This window comes from Caulobacter sp. GW821-FHT10E02 (assembly GCF_059415225.1).
In genome coordinates this window covers 762844-780911 of record NZ_JBWKMV010000001.1, presented here as the reverse complement: position 1 = coordinate 780911, position 18068 = coordinate 762844, and the positions used below count along the sequence as shown (strand labels likewise).

At 68.5% G+C, this 18068-nt stretch carries 15 protein-coding genes; all 15 read right to left on the bottom strand.

Translation table 11 applies throughout. From position 1 onward, the window contains the following. Window positions 1-8: 8 nt before the first annotated feature. Window positions 9-1838, bottom strand: coding sequence for a hypothetical protein (locus AC07NI_RS03710; RefSeq protein WP_494616324.1), 1830 nt, complete (start codon window positions 1836-1838; stop codon window positions 9-11). A 53-nt stretch (window positions 1839-1891) separates the two neighbouring features. Beyond that, window positions 1892-3334, bottom strand: coding sequence for a S8 family peptidase (locus tag AC07NI_RS03705; RefSeq protein ID WP_494616323.1), 1443 nt, complete (start codon window positions 3332-3334; stop codon window positions 1892-1894). Continuing rightward, window positions 3331-4116 (bottom strand): hypothetical protein, encoded by a 786-nt coding sequence (locus AC07NI_RS03700; RefSeq protein ID WP_494616322.1) that lies wholly within the window; start codon window positions 4114-4116, stop codon window positions 3331-3333. The genes AC07NI_RS03705 and AC07NI_RS03700 overlap by 4 nt, the downstream gene beginning before the upstream one ends. Further along, on the bottom strand, window positions 4113-4367 hold the full coding sequence (locus AC07NI_RS03695; protein WP_494616321.1) for a hypothetical protein: 255 nt from the start codon (window positions 4365-4367) through the stop codon (window positions 4113-4115). Before AC07NI_RS03695 ends, AC07NI_RS03700 begins: the two co-directional genes overlap by 4 nt. Beyond that, a complete protein-coding gene (locus AC07NI_RS03690; RefSeq protein ID WP_494616320.1) occupies window positions 4364-5389 on the bottom strand; it encodes a hypothetical protein in 1026 nt (341 codons plus the stop codon). Before AC07NI_RS03690 ends, AC07NI_RS03695 begins: the two co-directional genes overlap by 4 nt. Before the next feature lie 21 nt (window positions 5390-5410). Beyond that, the gene (locus tag AC07NI_RS03685) at window positions 5411-9172 is read right to left on the bottom strand and encodes a papain-like cysteine protease family protein (RefSeq protein WP_494616319.1); all 3762 of its coding nucleotides are present in this window, start codon (window positions 9170-9172) and stop codon (window positions 5411-5413) included. Between the two features lie 75 nt (window positions 9173-9247). After that, window positions 9248-9487, bottom strand: coding sequence for a hypothetical protein (locus tag AC07NI_RS03680; RefSeq protein ID WP_494616318.1), 240 nt, complete (start codon window positions 9485-9487; stop codon window positions 9248-9250). Window positions 9488-9697: 210 nt separating this feature from the next. Beyond that, a complete protein-coding gene (locus AC07NI_RS03675) occupies window positions 9698-10585 on the bottom strand; it encodes an AfsR/SARP family transcriptional regulator (RefSeq protein ID WP_494616317.1) in 888 nt (295 codons plus the stop codon). A 374-nt stretch (window positions 10586-10959) separates the two neighbouring features. Continuing rightward, window positions 10960-12519, bottom strand: coding sequence for a glutamine-hydrolyzing GMP synthase (gene guaA, locus AC07NI_RS03670; RefSeq protein ID WP_494616316.1), 1560 nt, complete (start codon window positions 12517-12519; stop codon window positions 10960-10962). Window positions 12520-12549: 30 nt separating this feature from the next. After that, on the bottom strand, window positions 12550-13827 hold the full coding sequence (locus tag AC07NI_RS03665; RefSeq protein ID WP_494616315.1) for an RsmB/NOP family class I SAM-dependent RNA methyltransferase: 1278 nt from the start codon (window positions 13825-13827) through the stop codon (window positions 12550-12552). Further along, complete coding sequence (locus AC07NI_RS03660) at window positions 13827-14222, bottom strand: MAPEG family protein (RefSeq protein ID WP_494616314.1); 396 nt, start codon at window positions 14220-14222, stop codon at window positions 13827-13829. The genes AC07NI_RS03665 and AC07NI_RS03660 overlap by 1 nt, the downstream gene beginning before the upstream one ends. A 3-nt stretch (window positions 14223-14225) precedes the next feature. Further along, entirely contained in the window at window positions 14226-15689 is a 1464-nt protein-coding gene (guaB, locus tag AC07NI_RS03655; RefSeq protein ID WP_494616313.1) for an IMP dehydrogenase, read from the bottom strand. A 128-nt stretch (window positions 15690-15817) separates the two neighbouring features. Then, window positions 15818-16021 (bottom strand): hypothetical protein, encoded by a 204-nt coding sequence (locus AC07NI_RS03650; protein ID WP_494616312.1) that lies wholly within the window; start codon window positions 16019-16021, stop codon window positions 15818-15820. Window positions 16022-16168: 147 nt separating this feature from the next. Further along, window positions 16169-16879, bottom strand: coding sequence for an RlmE family RNA methyltransferase (locus AC07NI_RS03645; protein ID WP_494616311.1), 711 nt, complete (start codon window positions 16877-16879; stop codon window positions 16169-16171). Then, complete coding sequence (locus AC07NI_RS03640; RefSeq protein ID WP_494616310.1) at window positions 16876-17985, bottom strand: Ppx/GppA phosphatase family protein; 1110 nt, start codon at window positions 17983-17985, stop codon at window positions 16876-16878. Before AC07NI_RS03640 ends, AC07NI_RS03645 begins: the two co-directional genes overlap by 4 nt. Between the last annotated feature and the right edge of the window lie 83 nt (window positions 17986-18068).

Sequence of the window (18068 nt, the reverse complement as noted above, 5' to 3'; positions counted from 1 at the left end):
GCCACTCCTCAGTGCTTGGCGTAGCCATTGGCGTAACCACCGCCGGCGCCGACGCCGCCCAGGCCCAGACCCATTCCCGGCAGCCCGTCGATCATGTCGCGAGCGAACGAGGGGATCGGCACGGGCTTGGACGTCATCACAGGGGCCTCGCGAGGCTGCGACAGCTCGTCGATGCGCAGGTCCGAGGTGGCGGTGTCGGCCAGCCACAGCTCGCAGGCGTTGACCAGATCATAGTCCGTCGGGTCGGTGGTGGCCTTGACGCCCTGCGATCGCGGAATCGGCGAACGCACGTCATCGATGTCGATGATCGGTCCCGTGGCGCGCATGATCCGCGGCACGTTGTTGGCCAGCCAGGCGGTGATGATCGCGCCGCAGGTGGCCAGGGTGCGATAGCGTGAACTGGTCTTGGCGCCGCCCAACTCCAGCGTGGCGACCTGATCGACGACCTGCCACATGTCGCGCGCGCCGTAGGCCGAACGGATATCCGGGTCGCCCAGCAGCTGGACCATGAACTTGATCTGGGTCTGCAGGTCCAGGGCCGCGTAGTAGGCCATGCCGTAGCCGTGCAGTGACAGGTTCGCCGCCAGATCGCGGGCCGCCTTGCGCACCTGCTGCTGGCTGATCGGGCTGGGCAGCGAGGCGCGCAGCATGCGATCGACCTCGTTCTGGCGGATGAACGAGGAGACCGACGACACGAACCGGATCCACAGGTCGTTGAAGTCGCGATTGACCATGCCGCTGGTCTCGCCGCCTGGAATCCCCATGGTCATGGCGTAAAAGTTGCGGCGTTCGCCCTCGGATATACGATTGGGCGCGTCCTTCCAATATTTGTAGAGCATCTTACCGGCTTCGCCCGAACCGATCGGCAGCATGCCGTGCTGGAACAGCTCCACCAGCTTGTCGACGACCTGGAAGGCCTTCAGCTCGTCGAACATCGCCGCGCAGACCATCGGCCCCATCAGGCGGACATTGTCCGGCACGATGTCGCTGTCGGCCGACTGCTCCAGGTCCGGCAGGTCGATGCCCAGTTCGGTGACCGGCCGATCCTCGCCGACATACTGGATGCGGTCGAGCGCTTCGTTGACACGCCGGCTCATCTGCGGCTCGTCGGCCGTCACCCCGCGCTCGGCGAGGGCGCGGATCACCCGGGCGAATTCGCTGGCGTCGACACTGGCCCCGCCCTCGCGGCCCGCTTTCGTGTCGGACCGGCTGCGGGTGTCACCTTCCCAGGCCAGCAACGGCAGCACCACCATGGCCAGGTCATGCTGCGACTGGGCCTCGCCGATGGCGGCGAAGAAGGCGCGGCTCAGTTCGCGATATTCCGGCGCCGTGGTGATGGCGACGATCTGGCGCTGACTGCCCGAACCATCGTCGAGCGGATCCGAGCCCGCCGTACCCGACGTGGCCGGCGTCGGGTTGTCCTCCAGCTCCACCGCCTGGACCGGCGGCGAGCGCACCTGGTCGACCAGCAGCAGGCCTAGGGTCAGGGCTGAGCGGACCACGGCCTCGCGGGTGAATGAACCGGCCCCGCCCTTCAGGGCGCCGCCGCGCAGCACGCCATCGACGTGGTTCTCGAAGCGGAAGCCCAGGATGCCGGGGCTGTTGTTGAACAGGTCGCGCACGCCCACGAACAGCGGATCGCAAAGCTCGTTGAACTTGGTCTGCCTGATGGTCTTTTCGATCAGTTCCAGGCGCCGGAGCTCGGCGACTTCGTCGCTCGAGAGGTTCTTGCCGTTCTTGCGCATCGTATGGAACTGGCCGAGCCGGCTGTTCAGTCGTTCGCGTTCGACCAGTTCGCGCTGGGCCAAGTCACGGAAACGAATATTAATGATGGACATGCTGTCCTCCTGATCTTCGAGGGCTTGGAATGGCGGGCTGTGGGCGGCGGAGGTCACCCGTCCTCGATCAGCCCGGGTCGATCATCCGATGACTGATCAATAAGCGCGTCGAGCGCCTGCAGGGCCGCGGCGGCGTCGAGAATTCCCGCCCCGCAGCCCGCGGCTGGACCGCCGGCGAAAGGCTGGGCCGTGGCTTGCAGGATCGAGCGCGCGGTCGCGGCCGTCAGGGGCGTGGCGCGCCGGGACGCGCGCGCGGCTAGCAGGGCCACGGCCGCGGCGACGAAGGGCGCGGCGAAACTCGTGCCGGTGACAAACTGATAGCCGTCCAGCCCGGCGCTGAGCACCCGTTCGCCCGGCGCGCACAGCGCCACGTGATCGCCGCGCGTGGAAAAGCTGGTCGGCCGCCGGTCGGCGCCGTTCGCGCCCACCGCGATCACCCCTTCGTAACCGGCGGGCCAGTAGAGGCTTTCACGCCCGTTGTTGCCGCTGGCCGCGATCAGGATGCAGCCGTGGTCCAGCGCGTAGCGAACCACCGCCGCGTGCGGCTTGGGGCTGGAGGGATTGAGCGCGCCGTCCTCGGTGCCGAAGCTCATATTGATGACCTTGGCGCCCAGATCGACGGCCAGCTTGACCGCCACGTCGAGGTCGGCGATGGCGCCCAAGCCGACGGGGTTGGGCTTGTTGGGCAGACGCGCCGCCGCCAGGGCCCTTAGCGGGATGATCTGGGCCTCGCCCGCCAGACCGGGGGGCATCCGTACGCCCAGACCGCCGATGATCCCCGCGCAGCCCATGCCGTGGCCGACGAAATGATCGGTAGGATCGCCGTCGTGGCGGCTGTGGTCGCCCAGCAGCGCGATGCCGGGCGCCACGGCGCCCGCGCCGAGCTGGACAGTGTCGACGCCCCGCCGCAACCGCCCCGACAGTTCGGGATGCTCCAGGGCCACGCCGCTGTCGACCAGGCCCACCAGCACGGCGGGATCACCCGGCTCATAGGCCAGGGCTTCCGACGCGCGGATCATGGCGCGCGGCGCCCAGGCCGCGTCGCCGTCGGAATCGACCGCCCCGCCCATGTCCATCGGGGCGACGGCGACATAGTTCGGGCTGGCGGCCGTAATGGTCGGCAGCTGGGCCAAGGCCAGGGCCAGGTCGCCGATCGGCGTGCCCGGCGGCACCCGAACCAGGAAGGTGCGCGCCAGACCCGAGGTCTGCTCGGCCGCGTTGAAATCACAATGCCGGCGGCCGGGCAGGCCGATCGATTGGGCGGCCGAATGGAGCCGGGCGGCCCGCACGCCCCCGGCATAGTGACCGATCAGGCGATCGATCGGTCCGCCGTCCAACGCGGTCGTCGCCCTGGCGTGACCGTGCCGCACGTCCATCACCGCCGGGGCGTCGTCGGGCGCCTCGCCCAGCGCCAAGGTGACAAGTAGGCTGTCGGGAACGCAGTAAGTGCGCTCTCCCGAGGCGGCCCACGGCATAGCGAGGGGGCGGATCGTCATGCTGTCCCTCCTTCGGGCTCGGAGGGGGCGTAGGGTGTGAGGTCGAAGGCCATGGTGGCCGCCAGACCAGCGGCTGGCGTCACGGCCAGCTCGCCGGACCATTGATGGGCCAGCGGCGCCAGCAACAGTTCGCGACCGGTGGCCTTGACCACGGCCATGGCCTGGCCGCCGACCGTCACGCGCGGCGACTGCCCGTCCATCAGGTTGTGCCCACGCACGCGCAACAAGGGCGGCGAGGTGTCCGCGCCACGCCCGGCGGCCACCGGCGTGACCTGGTCGATGATCGGGGCGGAGGCCCGCTGCAGCGCCTGACGCAACCGGTCAACCGGCAGGCCCGTCACCCGGCCGATGGCCCCGACCCCGCCCTGCGACTCCATTTCCTTCAGCTTGCCGACGGTGCGCACGCCGATCCATTCCAGCTGGCGGCGGTTCTCCTCGGTCAGGCTGTCGTCCTCGAGATCGTCGATAGCGCGATCCTCGGGATCGTCAGCCATGGACACCGCGTTCTCTTCGATCATCGGCCGGGTGATGGCGGCGAACACCAGGTGGAAGACGCTGGCTTCCTTGTCGTTCGCGCCAGCCGGACGGATGCGGATTTCGCTCCGCGAGAACTCCACATGAGCCCTCAGGTCCAGCGTGATGTCCTTGATGGCGAAGGTCAGAGGCAGGTTCAGGTTGCGAGCCTTCATCGCCATGGCCGTCTGGGCCTTGTCGAGCTGGCTCTGCACCGCCTGGATGAAGTTTTCGAGCGGCAGGGCGGCGGCGGCGTAGTCGTTGGTCATGGCGCCGCCTCCTCCTCGAGCCTGAGGACGAGCCGGCTGGGCGGATGGTCGAAGCTGGTGCGGACGACGAAGCGCGGCAGTTCTGCCAGCACGGTCAGTTCGCCGTCGCGTTGCTCCACGGCCACCTCGACGGGCAGGGACAGCTCCAGGCCGGTGGCGCGCAGGCCGACCAGGCCGTCCAGACGCGCGCCGTCCATCACACCGCCAGCGACCTCGGCCAGCATTTCCGAGAGCGCGCGGCGAACGGTCACGCGGCGCCTCCAGTCGGCGAGGTCGGCGCGGGAGCCGGCGTTGCTGCAGCGGGCGTTGCCGGAACCAGTCGCAGCGGCTCGGCCGCGCGCGCGGTCGGCAGGTTGCGCGAATGGCGTTCGAGCAGCGTGCGCTTGGCGTCGTCCATGAACCGGTCGAGCGGCACCGTCTCGCTGGCGAAATTGATCTTCACCTCGCCGAACAGCTCGGCCTTCAGCTCACTGTCAGACTGGGCGTTGACCCCGACCGTCGAAACCTTGGTCGATGGCAGCGGCTCGCTGGCGCCTCCCCGGCGAGCCCAGGATTCGCCGCCGGTGGCCGGATCCGAAGACGTGGCGTATTGCACCGCCGCGTGATCGGCGGCGGCCGCCCTGAAACGCAGGCGCGCGCCGATGGTCCCGTCCTTGATGACGATGCGGTTCATGCCCATCAGCACCATCGTCGCCAGCGTCTGCAGGCGGGCGCGCGCCACGCGTTCGCGGGCCGCCGGGACCAGTTCCTGCTCAAGGAATTCATCCGAAAGCTCGGCGCCGTCATGGCCGTAGTCGCCGAGCCAGCTTGGCGAGGCCGGCTCGTCATCATCGCCGCCCGAGGGCCGGGCGACCGGCGCCAGGACGAAGCCTCCATCGGCCGGACGCAGGGTCAGATCGCGAGGATGCTGTTCGACCAGATAGTCCCTGGCCTGATTGGCCGAGACGTTTTCCTGGGTGAACTGGTCCAGTGGCTTCGACACCGCGGCCACCAGGTCGGCGAAGGCCTGCATCTGGCGGATGGACGAGTCCACCATCGCGTCGAAGGTGCCGTGAACCAGCGAGGAGACGAAAGCCGGAAAGTCCAGTTCATCGCTCAGGGAGCCCGCGCGGCGTCCCAGGGCGTCGGTGGCCATCTCTTTCTTGATGCTCGGACCAGGCTCGGCGGCGGGCTCGGTCGGCGCCGGTTCGGCCGGGACGATCTCCCGGCCGAAGGCGTCACGCGCCAGGCCGAAGCCAAGCGGCGGCGGCGGTCTGTTGGCTGAGGCGGTCATGACCCTTGCCTTCCCGCCGCCCTAGGCCGCCAGCCTTGTTGTCGCCGCCAGCCATTCGCCACTGCGCTCGTGCCGGCCGTCGCCGTGCAGCGTGACCCTGACCACCGCAACGGCGTCCAGCTCTCCGGCCCGGCAGAAGGTGTAGCGAACGGTGACAAGCAGGGCGGCGACCGTGGGCGTGTCGGGTCCGTCGGCGACCTCGGCGTCGACCCGGACGGTGCGACCGCCCTCGGCGCCGCCGCCAGCCATGGCGATACGGACCGCGCCCACCGCGCCGGAGTCATGTTTCCAGTCGATGGTCACGCTGGCGCGGCTGGTCTGGCCGCCGGCTTCGGTGAGATAGGGCCATTCGGCCAGATCAATGGTCGGGCCGTTGATCGGCGCCCCACGCGCCAGCATCGAGGCGGGCTGTTTCATCGCGTCGTACTGGGCCAGACTCCAGTCTATGCCCTGGCGCGCCCCGGTTTCACGCCGCGCCGACGAGCCGGTGGTCGAAGGCTCCGCCGCCTGGGCATAGCCCTGAGGCGTGGTCGGACCGGTATTGGCCGTACGTCCCGCGGCCGATCCGGAGTGCAGGATCTGCAGACTGACCTGGGAGAAGTTGGTGGATGTCCGCTCGTACTCGGCGACGAAATCCTCCCACTTCAGGATGTATCGGCTGCCGACGCTGTGGGACTTCAAGTAGCCGCCGGGCGATCCTGGCGTGCCGACCACGCGGTCCCAGGGATCGGAAATCCGCACATAGGTGTCGCCGCCCTGGGCGTAGAGGCCCGTGACGACGATCGCATGCAGTCCCGGTACGTCGGCGGCGACCCACAAGGGGCCATTGTTGGCGATCAGGCGCCGGAAGCCGTCCACCGTGTAGCAGGCGGGATTTTCGAAGGTCAGGCCCATCTCGTTGGCGAAAGCCTGCACCTGGGTTGGATCGAGACCCGTCGCGGTCGTGCGCCCGCAGATCTGGGAGACGGACTGCGGCGACAGGCTGACGCGATCACGCCAGCCGACCACCATGGCCCCGGCCGCGGCCCAGCAGCTGACCTGGGTCGGCTGAGCGATCAGTTCGACCTCGTCCCAATTGAGGGTGAAGTCGTCGCCCGCCAGAGCTCCGGCGGTGCGGGGGCGGGATAGCCCCTGGGCGTAGCCGACCGGGGTCGTCGCCCCGGTATTGGCCGTGCGTCCGGCGCTCGACCCGGCGTGCAGGATCTGCAGATTGACCTGGGAAAAATTGGTGGCCGCCCGCTCGTACTCGGCGACGAAATCCTGCCACTTGAGGATATAGCGGCTGCCGGTGCTGTGGGTGCTCAGGTAGCCGCCGGGCGCGCCGGGAGAGCCCACCGTCCGGTCCCATGGATCGGAAATCCGCACATAGGTGTCGGCGCCGTCGCTATAGAGGCCGGTGACGACGATGGCGTGCAGTGTCGGCACCGCCGCGCCCACCCAGAGTGGGCCATGGTCGGCGATCAGCCGTCGGAAGCCCTCGACCGTATAGGATTGCGGCTGTTCGAAGGTCAGGCCGATTTCGCCGGCGAAGGCCTCGACCTCGGCGGGATTGAGGCCCGTCTTGGTGCTGCGACCGCCGATCGCGGCGAGCGTTTCCGGAGTCAGGCTGACCTGATCCTTCCAGCCGACCACCATGGCCGCCGCCGCCGCCCAGCAACTGAGATTGGTGGGTTGAGCCACCAGTTGCAGCTCGTCCCAGTTGATCGTGAAGCTCTCGTCGGACAGCGTCCCGGCCGAGAGTCCCAGCGACTGGCCCGCGCCATACAGAATCTGCACGACCTGGGGATGGAAACGCTCGCTGAACCGGGTCGGCGCGCTGGCCGCGCCGCCATTGGCGCCCACCCAGGCGACGAGCTTGGTCTGGAAGCTCTTCCACAGATGGTCCGCGCCGCCGAACACCGCGAACTCAGCCATGCCGTCGGTCGCCCGGTCCGCGCCCCGGGTGTAGAACACCGCCGTATCGCCTTCGAGCCGGTAGCCGAACTCGCGGTGGCCGGTGACCGGATGTTCGCCGCTCCACGGCGTGGTCACGGTCGTGAACCGCCAGCGCGTCGGCTCCGACAGGCTGGTGACCACCGCGGCGTTGTCCGGGCCGACGATGTCGATCTTCATCACCGCGCCCAGCGGTGCGTCAGAAGCCCACAACGTGGCGTCCGAGGCGTCGTAGGGAATGAACTCGCTATTTCGCGTATCGACGAATTGATTGATATTCTTGCGGAAATAGTCAAACAGCGTCGCCGCCGTATGGCCGCTGGGCAAGCTGGAGATCCGCACCTCGTAGCGGTCCAGGCTCAAGGAGCCGGCCGCGTCCCGGATGTGTTGGACGCTCATGCCGCGCGCGGTCATGGCGCTGGCGATGCTGGCCGGCGCGGTCCAGTTGAACAGGTCTCGCCAGGCGGGCGCGTAGCGTTGGGCGCTCTGAACGTCGTCGGCGTCGATGGTCATGGCCGTGACCGGAGCCCGTCCCGCGCTGGGCGCCTGGGTCGTGGGGATTTGGCCCAGGGCCGCGGCCATACCCAGCTGAGTGGCGACCTGCCGCTGGATGGCGATGTAGAAGTCGACCGGCGAGAAGCTGGCGCCGACTCCCAGGCCAAGGCTGACGCCCTGGAAGTTGCCCGACAGATCGAACAGCGCCGACGCGCCCCCGACCACGACCTCGCCGCCGCTGATGGTGGCGGCCAGGCCCCAGCCGTTGAAGCTCTCGATGCCGCCGCGCACGACGGTGACTTGCATCGTGGCGCTGATGCCGGTGATGAAGCCGATGTCGACCTCGGCGGCGCCGTAGACACCCAGGCCGCCATCGGGCCCGAACACCAGGCCCGCGCCCAATGTCGCGCCCGCGCCAAGACCTCCGCCGATGGCCGGTCCAAAGCCGATCGAAACGCCGCCGGCCCGAGCGGCTAGCGCCAGCATCGGCAGGGTCGCACCCAGGGGGCCGGTCAAGGCGGTGATCCCAGCCTCGATCAGCGTCCGCTGCCAGGTTTCCAGCCGTCGGACGGACGGCGCCGTCACCGGGTGGCGGTCGGCCCCAATGGTCGGCGCGCCGGCGTCCAGCCCCTGCGCCGGCGCGATCGGAAGGTTGCCGGGGGACGAACTTGCGGGCGGCGGCGGGCGGCTGGCTTCCGGCGCCGGGCTCGGCGCGGAAGACCCCGCTGGCGCGAAGCTTGGCGCCGGCTCGACGGCCCGGGGCGGCATGGGACCAAAACCGTCGTCATAGGGGGCGGGCGCCAGGGCCGGACCGGGGCTCGCGCCCGGCGCGGGCGCGGGGCCCGCGCGGTCGTTCGCCCGCGTCGGCTCCATGCCCGGCGTGGCGACATCGCCCGCCCAGTCCAGGCTCGATCGCTCGCCGCCATAGCCGGCCGCTCTCTGCTGGCGGCTGGGCAGCACGCGCACGCGCTGCAGGCTGCGCCCCGTCAGGCCTTTGAGTGAAATATAGGGGCTGGCCGCGCCGGGCATGACCGCCACCTTCGGGACGCCGTCGCCTTCCTCGGCGATGGCCAGGCCGAAATACAGCTTCTCCTGTCCCACGAAGCGCGACAGCACCTCGGGCGGCACCACGAACACCGCCTCGCCCCGCGCCAAGTTCACCGGGCCCGCGCCGCGGGTGGAGTAGAAGTTGGCGGACGTCCGCCCCGCCCTCCCCTCGGGGCCGAACAGGCTCGGATCCGCCCCGATCGCGACCTCCGCCCGGCTGGGGGGGCTCTCGTCGGTGCGAATGCTGAAGCCGAGCATTGGGAAACGATCGCTCACCTCAAGGCGGGTCGGGCGGATCTGAGCGGGCATGGTGACTACCTCTCGTGACGGAGCGGAGCGGGGCGCAGCAGGGATGGCTGGACAGGTCGGGAAGCGGCCGCCGGGCTAGGACGGTGTGTCGAACACCCGCCGGGCCAGGCCGCCGCGAATGATGTCGGGCAGCTGATCGAGGTCCTCGAAGCCGACGCGAACCGGATCGTCCTCGCTGCCCTCGGGCGCGCCCGAGAGATGGATGACGTAGCCAGGCCAGCGCTGGCCTCCCACCCCGTCCGCCCCGTAGACGACCAGAACAAAGCGGTGACCCGTGCGACGGGGACCCAGTCCCCCGGCTCCGACCGCCTCCATTTTCGACATCCAAGCTTCCGGTTCATGGCGCGCCACGCTGCTCACCCTTCACGGGTCGAGCGGGGACCTTGCGACGGCGCGAACACCAGGGAGTCGCAAGCCGATCACAAGCCGCTTACAAATCGCGAATTCATGCGCCGGACGCGAAAAAGGGGACCGCCAAGCGGCCCCCTCGCGATGAGACGGGAAAATTCAGGACGGCCGGCAGCTCTAGAGAGGGCCGATATCCTCGAGCCAGCCCTGCGCGGCGCGCAGATGGGACAGAGCCAGATCGACCCGATCGCCGGGAGACACCACCGCGCTCGGGGCGACTGAACGCACCGGACGGATCTGGGCGGTTAGTCCGGAGATCGAGGCGGCTCGGATAGCCTCGTGGGCGCGACGCGTCTCTTCCATCGGCTCCACCCCCAGGTCGCGGCGCAGAACAGAGACGCAGTCCGCGTACTGCCGCAGCGCGGCCGGTCGATTGCCCAGCACCAGATGGCATTGCATCAGCGCGCGATGGATATGCTCCAGCAGGGGATCCATTTCCAGGAGGCGGCGGCCGAACGCCAGAGCATGGTCCCAGCGCTGTTGCGCCATATGCACCTGCACCAGCCGCTCCAACGCTGAAATCAGGCGCGCTCGCCACGCCTCGCGATGAATGAAGCACCAGTCATCGTTCAGGCCTTCGAGAAAGTCGCCCTCGTACAGATCGACCGCCTCGGCCATGGCGCGCACACTGTCGATCTCCACGGTGGCGGCGCTTTCAGCTTCCAGGAGGCCGATCGCGGATAGGAAGACATCGATGTCGATCCACGCCTCGCCGACCAGAGCGATCGAACTGTGATCGGCGTGAACCAGATCGTCGGGCGCGGCGCCGGCGTTGCGCAACGCGGTCTTGAGCCGCCAGAGTTCGGTATTCAGCGCCCGTTGGGCGCGATCCTCCGCGGCGTGCGGCCAAAGCTCCCCGGCCAAGAGGCCACGCAGGATCGACCTTCCCCGCTTGGCGGTCAGATAGGCCAGCAGCGACTTGGATTTTCGAGTCGCGAAATGGACTGGCGTCTCGTCTACGCTGACTCTGAAATCACCAAACATTCGTATCGCGACCGCGTGCATCCTGCCCCTCGCCCGCTCTCTCAAAACGCTGGAACTTTCGCTGCCTTGGCTCGATTTCGACCGTGGGCGGTCGCTACGCCATGCCGATCGCAAACTGCGCCCAATTCATGGGCTCCCGCATACGCATCACTGAAAGCGTACCATAGGGAAATTCTACCCTTACGTGTATCATGCTCAATCTTTTGAGTCGACCGCTAAAGCCGCTTCGACGAGCTTCCCCGTCGCCGGCCTTGTTGGAGAGGGCCGGGCCGCCTTCGTGGATGACAGTCTCTCCGATACGGACCTGATCCGCCGCCGGCCTCGAACACGAGGCGCGTTGTCTCAACCGCCTAGCGTCGATTCACTTCTCACGCGCCCCTCTGGAGGGACCAAACTCACTCCCACTCGATCGTGCCCGGCGGCTTCGACGTCACGTCGTAGACCACCCGGTTGACGCCCCGCACCTCGTTGATGATGCGCGTGGCGGTCTTGCCCAGGATCGGCCAGGGGAACTCGAAGAAGTCTGCGGTCATGCCGTCGGTCGAGGTGACCGCGCGCAGGGCCAGGACGTTCTCGTAGGTGCGGGCGTCGCCCATGACGCCGACGGTCTTGACCGGCAGCAGCACGGCGAAGGCCTGCCAGATCTGGTCGTAGAGGCCGGCGTTGCGGATCTCTTCCAGGTAGATGGCGTCGGCGTCCTGCAGGACCTTGACCTTCTCGGGCGTGATCTCGCCCGGGATGCGGATGGCCAGGCCCGGGCCGGGGAACGGGTGGCGGCCGACGAAGGCCGGGGCCAGGCCCAGTTCGACGCCCAGGGCGCGAACCTCGTCCTTGAAGAGCTCGCGCAGCGGCTCGACCAGCTTCAGCTTCATGTAGTCCGGCAGGCCGCCGACATTGTGGTGGCTCTTGATCACCGCCGAGGGACCGCCGCGGGCCGAGACGCTCTCGACGACGTCCGGATAGAGCGTGCCCTGGGCCAAGAACTGCGCGCCGTCGATCTTGGCGGCTTCCTTGTCGAAGACCTCGATGAACAGGCGGCCGATGGTCTTGCGCTTGGTCTCAGGGTCGCTGACGCCGGCCAGCTCGCCCAGGAACATGTCGCCGGCGTCCACATGGACCAACGGGATGTTGTAGTGGTCGCGGAACAGGGTGACGACCTGGTCGGCTTCGTTCTTGCGCAGCAGGCCGGTGTCGACGAACACGCAGGTCAGCTGGTCGCCGATCGCCTCGTGGATCAGGACGGCGGCCACCGAGCTGTCGACGCCGCCCGACAGGCCGCAGATCACCTTGCCGGTCCCGACCTGGTCGCGGATCTTCTGGACCATCTCCTGACGGAAGGCCGCCATGGTCCAGTCGCCCTTCAGGCCGGCCAGGGCCAGGAAGTTCTTGTAGATCTTGCTGCCGTTGACGGTGTGGACCACCTCGGGGTGGAACTGGACGGCGTAGATCTTCTTGGCGTCATTGGCGATGGCCGCGAACGGCGCGCCGGTCGAGGTGGCGACGACTTCGAAGCCTTCCGGGATCGCAGTGACGCGGTCGCCGTGGCTCATCCAGACGGTTTCCAGCTCGCCGACGCCGGCCAGGCCTTCGAACAGCGGGCTGGTCTTGCCGATGGTCAGCTCGGCGCGGCCGAACTCGCCAGCGTGGCCGCCCTCGACCTTGCCGCCCAGCACGTCGCACAGCAGCTGCTGGCCGTAACAGATGGCCAGCATCGGCAGGCCCAGGTCGAACAGCTTGCGGCCGATGCGGGGGCTGTCGTCCTCCAGCACGCTGGCCGGGCCGCCCGACAGGATGATGGCCGACGGCTTGTAGGTGTCGACCAGCTCTTCGGCCTTGTCGAACGGATGGATCTCGCAATAGACGCCGGCCTCGCGCACCCGGCGGGCGATCAACTGGGTCACCTGGCTGCCGAAGTCGACGATCAGGACGCGCTGGTGTTCGGTTTCAGTGGTCATCGGCAAAGCTCCAGCGGTCTAGCGGTCACATCAGGGCGTGTAGGAGGATCGCTCCAGCACGGCGGCGAAGAAGCCGTCCGTTCCGGCGCGATGCGGGGTCAGGCGCAGATAGCCTTCGGGGGTCACGTGCGTGACGCCGTCCAGGGCGATCGGCTTGACGGTGAATTCAGGGTGACGCTCGAGGAAGCCGGCGACGCGGTCCTCGTTCTCGTCGACCAGCAGCGAGCAGGTGACATAGACCATGCGGCCGCCGGCCTTCACGAAGGTCGAGGCGTCTTCCAGGACCGAGTCCTGCTCGATCTGGCGCTTGGCCAGCTGGTCCGGCGACAGCCGCCATTTCGCATCAGGGTGACGGCGCCAGGTGCCTGCGCCCGTGCAGGGGGCGTCGACGAAGACGACGTCGATCTTGCCTTCCAGGCCCTTCAGCGGCGTGGCCTCGATCGGCGAGCGGATTTGCAGGTTGCGGACCCCTGCCCTCTGGCCGCGACGAATGGTGTCGGCCAGGCGGCGGGCGTCGCTGTCATGGGCGAAGATCTGGCCGGTGTTGCCCATGGCGGCGGCCAGGGCGAGCGTCTTGCCGCCGCCGCCGGCGCAGAAGTCCAGCACCTGCTTGCCCTTGATCTCGCCGGCCACGGCGGCGGCGATCTGCGAGCCCAGGTCCTGGACCTCGAACCAGCCCTTGGAGAAGGCCGGCACGGCCTCGACCGACGGCGTGCGGTCGGCGGCCTCGGGCGCGGGAATACGGAAGGCGGTGGGCAGGACGCCGGCGGGAGCCGCGCCGATCAGCGCGACCGCCTTGGCGCCGCGCTCGGCGTCGGTCTTCAGGGTGTTGATGCGCAGATCGACCGGGGCGCGTTCGGACAACGCCTGCATCTCGATGGCTTGGTCGGCGCCGAAAGCCCTGATCAGGCGAGGCTCCAGCCAATCGGGATAGTCGCCGGCCACCGGGGCCGGCGCGGCGTCCAGCGAGACCGGGCTGGCCAGACGCTCGCGCTCCGCGTCGGTCAAAGCGCCGAAACCGTGCTCTTCGGCGGCGGCTTCGGCGATACGCTCAGGCGTCCAGGTCCAGGTGAAGGCCAGCACGCCCAGCACGACGCCGCGCGCGCTCGTATCGCCCATCATCCAGCCCAGCGACCGCTTGCGGCGCAGGGCGTCGAGGACGAGGCCCGAGACGAAGGCGCGATCCTTGGAGCCGGCGTAGCGCGCGGTCTCGCCCCAACGCTTCAGCGCCATCTTCACCGGAAAATGCCGCGCCTCGATCTCGGTCAGGACCTCGATCGCTGCTGAAACCCGTCCGCCGTCGCGCATCAGACCACCAGGGCCGCGAGCAACATCAAGATCCCGACCATCGAGGCGACCCAGGTCAAGCTGCGCACATAGGGCACGCCAAAGGCATAGAGCGGGATGTAGACGGCGCGGGCCGCCACATAGATCAGCGCGCCCAGCGAGGTAAGCTCGCCCAGGCGACCGCCCAGATAGTCGACCAGCACCAGCGTCGCGAAGAACGGGAAGGTCTCGCGGAAGTTGGCGAAGGCGCGTTCCAGGCGCCCCGCGACGCCGGTCAGCACGACCGGCTCGTCGCGGGGGCCCGCATTCCACTTCAAGCCGCGCTGGGGCTGGGCGGCCGCGGCCGCCCACAGCAGGTGGACGATCCCGATCAGGATCGCCGCCGCCAGCATCTGCAGCTCGAAGGCCATCCGCATCGGCTAGACCGCGCTCGGATAGTTGGGAGCTTCGCGCGTGATCATCACGTCGTGGACGTGGCTTTCACGCAGGCCAGCGCCCGTGATGCGCACGAACCTGGCGCGCTTCTGCAGCTCGTCGATGGTCGGCGCGCCGACATAGCCCATGGCCGCGCGCAGGCCGCCGACCAGCTGGTGCAGCACCGGCGAGATCGGGCCCTTGAACGGGGTCTGGCCCTCGATGCCTTCCGGCACGAGCTTGAAGTTGTCCGTCACTTCCTTCTGGAAGTAGCGGTCGGCCGAGCCGCGGGCCATGGCGCCCACCGAGCCCATGCCGCGATAGCTCTTGTACGAGCGGCCTTGGTACAGGAACACCTCGCCCGGCGCCTCTTCGGTGCCGGCGAACATCGAGCCCATCATGGCGGTCGAGGCCCCGGCCGCGATGGCCTTGGCCAGGTCGCCCGAGTACTTGATACCGCCGTCGGCGATGATCGGGGTGTTGCTTTCACGACCGGCGCGCACGGCTTCCATGATCGCGGTCAGCTGCGGCACGCCCACGCCCGCGACGATGCGGGTGGTGCAGATCGAGCCCGGGCCGATGCCCACCTTCACCGCGTCGGCGCCGGCGTCGATCAGAGCGCGAGCGGCGTCATAGGTGGCGATGTTGCCGGCCACGATCTGGACGCGGTTGGCTTCGCGCTTCAGGCGCGAGACCGCTTGCGCCACCTGGCTGGAGTGGCCGTGGGCGGTGTCGATGACGACGACGTCGACGCCGGCGTCCACCAGGCCCATTGAGCGCTCGAAACCGGCGTCGCCGACGGTCGAGGCCGCGCCGACCAGCAGGCGGCCCTTGTCGTCCTTGGCGGCCAGGGGGTGAGCCTGGGCCTTCTCGATGTCCTTCACCGTGATCAGGCCGACGGCGCGATAGGCCTCGTCGACGACGATCAGGCGTTCGATCTTGTGCTTGCGCAACAGCTCGCGGGCTTCGGCCTGATCGACGCCTTCGGCGACGGTGATCAGGTTCTCGCGGGTCATGATCGCCGAGGCCGGGACGTTGGCGTCGCCCTCGAAGCGCATGTCGCGGTTGGTGACGATGCCGACCAGCTTGCCCGTGCCGCGCTCGACCACCGGGAAGCCCGAGATCTTGCGACGGGCCGTGATCTCGCGGATCTCGGCCAGGGTGGTGTCGGGGTTGATGGTCAGCGGATTGATGACCATGCCGCTTTCGTAGCGCTTGACCTCGCGCACCTGGTCGGCCTGCTCCTCGTTGGTGAGGTTGCGGTGCAGGATGCCCAGGCCGCCGGCCTGCGCCATGGCGATGGCGAGGCGGCTTTCGGTCACCGTGTCCATGGCGGCGGACACGAGCGGAATGTTCAGACTGATTTCACGCGTGAACCGGGTCTCGGTCGTCACCTGGGTAGGCATGACGTCGGACGGGCCGGGTTCGAGCAAAACGTCGTCGAAGGTGAGCCCTTCGCGAATCTCCATCGGAGTCTCCATTTTGCGGCGCGTATGTAGCCGCGAGGTCGGCGGTTGTCGACCCGCCTGGACGCCCAAATGGAGATGAATCTTTCCGAGGGAAGTATGGCGGCGTCCAGGACGCCGCCTCTCAGTCCCTAGACCGGCTTGGCGCCCGGCGTGTCGCACTTGGCGAACTTGCCCTTGGCGTCCTTGCACTTGGTCGGCTTGGCGGGCGCGGCGGCGGCCGGCGGGCACTTGGTGAACTTACCCTTGGCGTCCTTGCAGGGGGCGGCGGAGGCGACGCTCGCGCCGGACAGGGCGACGGCAAAGGCGGCGGCGATGCTCAGGGACTTCAACATGGGTAAGCCTCTTGGTGACGCGCGAGATGCGCACCTCAAGGCTCACGCCTGTTCCAACCGATCCGCAAGGGACGGAAATGTAAATTTCCCTTGCATATCAATTACCTAAAGACGATCTCGGCACCCGCCGCAACCAGGACGTACACGCTAACGCCCCTTGAACCCCGTCGCGACCAGGAACACCTCGGAGCTGTCGGCGCGACTGGCCTTGGGCTTGTAGTGCTGGACCTTGTCGAAGTGGCGCTTCAGCCGGGCGATGACCTCGGCCGTCTCGCCGCCCTGGAAGGCCTTGGCGACGAAGGCGCCGCCGGGCTTGAGCACGTCGATGGCGAACTCGGCGGCGATCTCGATCAGGCCGACGATGCGTAGGTGGTCGGTCTCGCGGTGACCGACGGTGTTGGGGGCCATGTCCGACAGCACGACATCCGGCTGGCCGTCCAGCAGCTCAAGAAGCTTGGCCGGAGCGTCGTCGGCGGTGAAGTCCATCTCCAGCAGATGGGCCGGCGCCACCGGATCGACCGGCAGCAGGTCGATGCCGGCCAGCTGGGTCACGCCGCGCTCGACGGCGATCTGCAGCCAGCCGCCCGGCGCGCAGCCCAGGTCGATGACCTTCGCGTTCTTGTGGAAGAAGCGGAACTTGTCGTCGATCTCGCTGATCTTGAAGGCCGCGCGGCTGCGATAGCCGAGAGCGCGAGCCTTGGCCGAGAACGGGTCGTTGATCTGGCGCTCCAACCAGGCTTGCTGGCTGGGCGTGCGGCCATAGGCGGTCTTCAGGCGCGCCGGCTTGGCGCGGCCGCCTTCGTTGCCGCCAGCCGGCGGTTTGACCATACGCTTGCGGGGGGGCTCTTCATCGCTCATGCGGCTACCGGCTTCTTGGACGATCCGCCGCGACGACGCCGACGCGGGCGCTTCTGCTGCTCGGACATCAGGGACATCAGGAGGCCCTCTCTAAGGCCTCGGTCGGCGACACGCACGCGAGAACATGGCCACAGCTCCTGGACGGCCTGGAGAATGGCCGCGCCGGCCAGGACCAGATCGGCCCGATCGGCGCCGATGCAGGGCTCCAGAGCGCGTTCGGCCGCGGTCAGGCCTTGCAAGCGCTCGGACGCCGCATCGCAGTCGCTGCGGTCCATCCAGAGGCCATCGACGATGTTGCGGTCGTAGCGCGGCAGGCCCAGGTGCAGGCCGGCCAGGCTGGTGATGGCGCCGGAGGTGCCGATCAGATGCGCCCTGCCCTCGGCGAAGATCTCGCGCATCGGCTCGGCGTGCGGGAAGGCCTCGATCCGCGCCTTCACGTCATCGACCATGGCCCGGAACCAGCCCTCATCGGCACGCTCGCCCTCGGGGAAACGCTCGGCCAGGGTGACGACGCCGACCGGGATCGACAACCAAGCCTTGATCGGCAGCTTCCAGGCGGCGAACTGGCGCGGCTTGGCGTCGAGCCCCCCGCCCTTCAGATCGACCCAAGACAGCTCGGTCGAGCCGCCGCCGACATCGACCACCAGGGCCGCGTCCTGCTCGCGATCGAACAGGCTCATGCAGCCGGCGACCGACAGCTGGGCCTCTTCGCGCGGACTGATGATCTGCAGCTTGAGGCCGGTCTCCTCCTGCACGCGCTTGACGAAGTCGGGACCATTGGTCGCACCCCGGCAGGCCTGGGTGGCTACCGCCTTCACGCGGATCGCCTTGCGGCGGCGGATTTTCTCGGCGCAAACCTTCAGCGCCGCCAGCGAGCGCTCCATGGCCGCGTCGGACAGCTGACCGGTCTGTGACAGGCCCTCGCCCAGGCGCACGATGCGGGAATAGGCCTCGACGACGCGGAATCCGCGCGGCGTGGGCGTGGCCACCAGGAGGCGGCAATTGTTGGTCCCCAGGTCGAGCGCCGCATAGCAAGCGACGGATTCTTCCTGAGACCTCCGGCGTCGGCCTTGCGGCGCGCCGGGCGCACGCGGCGCCTCCGACATGGTCTCTACCTGTCTCGCAGGTCTTCGCGCGTATTGCGAAGCCTCACTTCGAGTCGACCATAGCACGGCGCTCGCCTCCCGGA

Excerpts from the sequence above, each read along its gene's own strand:
- AC07NI_RS03710 (WP_494616324.1), bottom strand. The coding sequence starts at position 1,838 with ATGTCCATCATTAATATTCGTTTCCGTGACTTGGCCCAGCGCGAACTG.
- AC07NI_RS03705 (WP_494616323.1), bottom strand. The coding sequence starts at position 3,334 with ATGACGATCCGCCCCCTCGCTATGCCGTGGGCCGCCTCGGGAGAGCGC.
- AC07NI_RS03700 (WP_494616322.1), bottom strand. The coding sequence starts at position 4,116 with ATGACCAACGACTACGCCGCCGCCGCCCTGCCGCTCGAAAACTTCATC.
- AC07NI_RS03690 (WP_494616320.1), bottom strand. The coding sequence starts at position 5,389 with ATGACCGCCTCAGCCAACAGACCGCCGCCGCCGCTTGGCTTCGGCCTG.
- AC07NI_RS03685 (WP_494616319.1), bottom strand. The coding sequence starts at position 9,172 with ATGCCCGCTCAGATCCGCCCGACCCGCCTTGAGGTGAGCGATCGTTTC.
- AC07NI_RS03680 (WP_494616318.1), bottom strand. The coding sequence starts at position 9,487 with ATGGAGGCGGTCGGAGCCGGGGGACTGGGTCCCCGTCGCACGGGTCAC.
- AC07NI_RS03675 (WP_494616317.1), bottom strand. The coding sequence starts at position 10,585 with ATGCACGCGGTCGCGATACGAATGTTTGGTGATTTCAGAGTCAGCGTA.
- guaA (WP_494616316.1), bottom strand. The coding sequence starts at position 12,519 with ATGACCACTGAAACCGAACACCAGCGCGTCCTGATCGTCGACTTCGGC.
- AC07NI_RS03665 (WP_494616315.1), bottom strand. The coding sequence starts at position 13,827 with ATGCGCGACGGCGGACGGGTTTCAGCAGCGATCGAGGTCCTGACCGAG.
- AC07NI_RS03660 (WP_494616314.1), bottom strand. The coding sequence starts at position 14,222 with ATGCGGATGGCCTTCGAGCTGCAGATGCTGGCGGCGGCGATCCTGATC.
- guaB (WP_494616313.1), bottom strand. The coding sequence starts at position 15,689 with ATGGAGATTCGCGAAGGGCTCACCTTCGACGACGTTTTGCTCGAACCC.
- AC07NI_RS03650 (WP_494616312.1), bottom strand. The coding sequence starts at position 16,021 with ATGTTGAAGTCCCTGAGCATCGCCGCCGCCTTTGCCGTCGCCCTGTCC.
- AC07NI_RS03645 (WP_494616311.1), bottom strand. The coding sequence starts at position 16,879 with ATGAGCGATGAAGAGCCCCCCCGCAAGCGTATGGTCAAACCGCCGGCT.
- AC07NI_RS03640 (WP_494616310.1), bottom strand. The coding sequence starts at position 17,985 with ATGTCGGAGGCGCCGCGTGCGCCCGGCGCGCCGCAAGGCCGACGCCGG.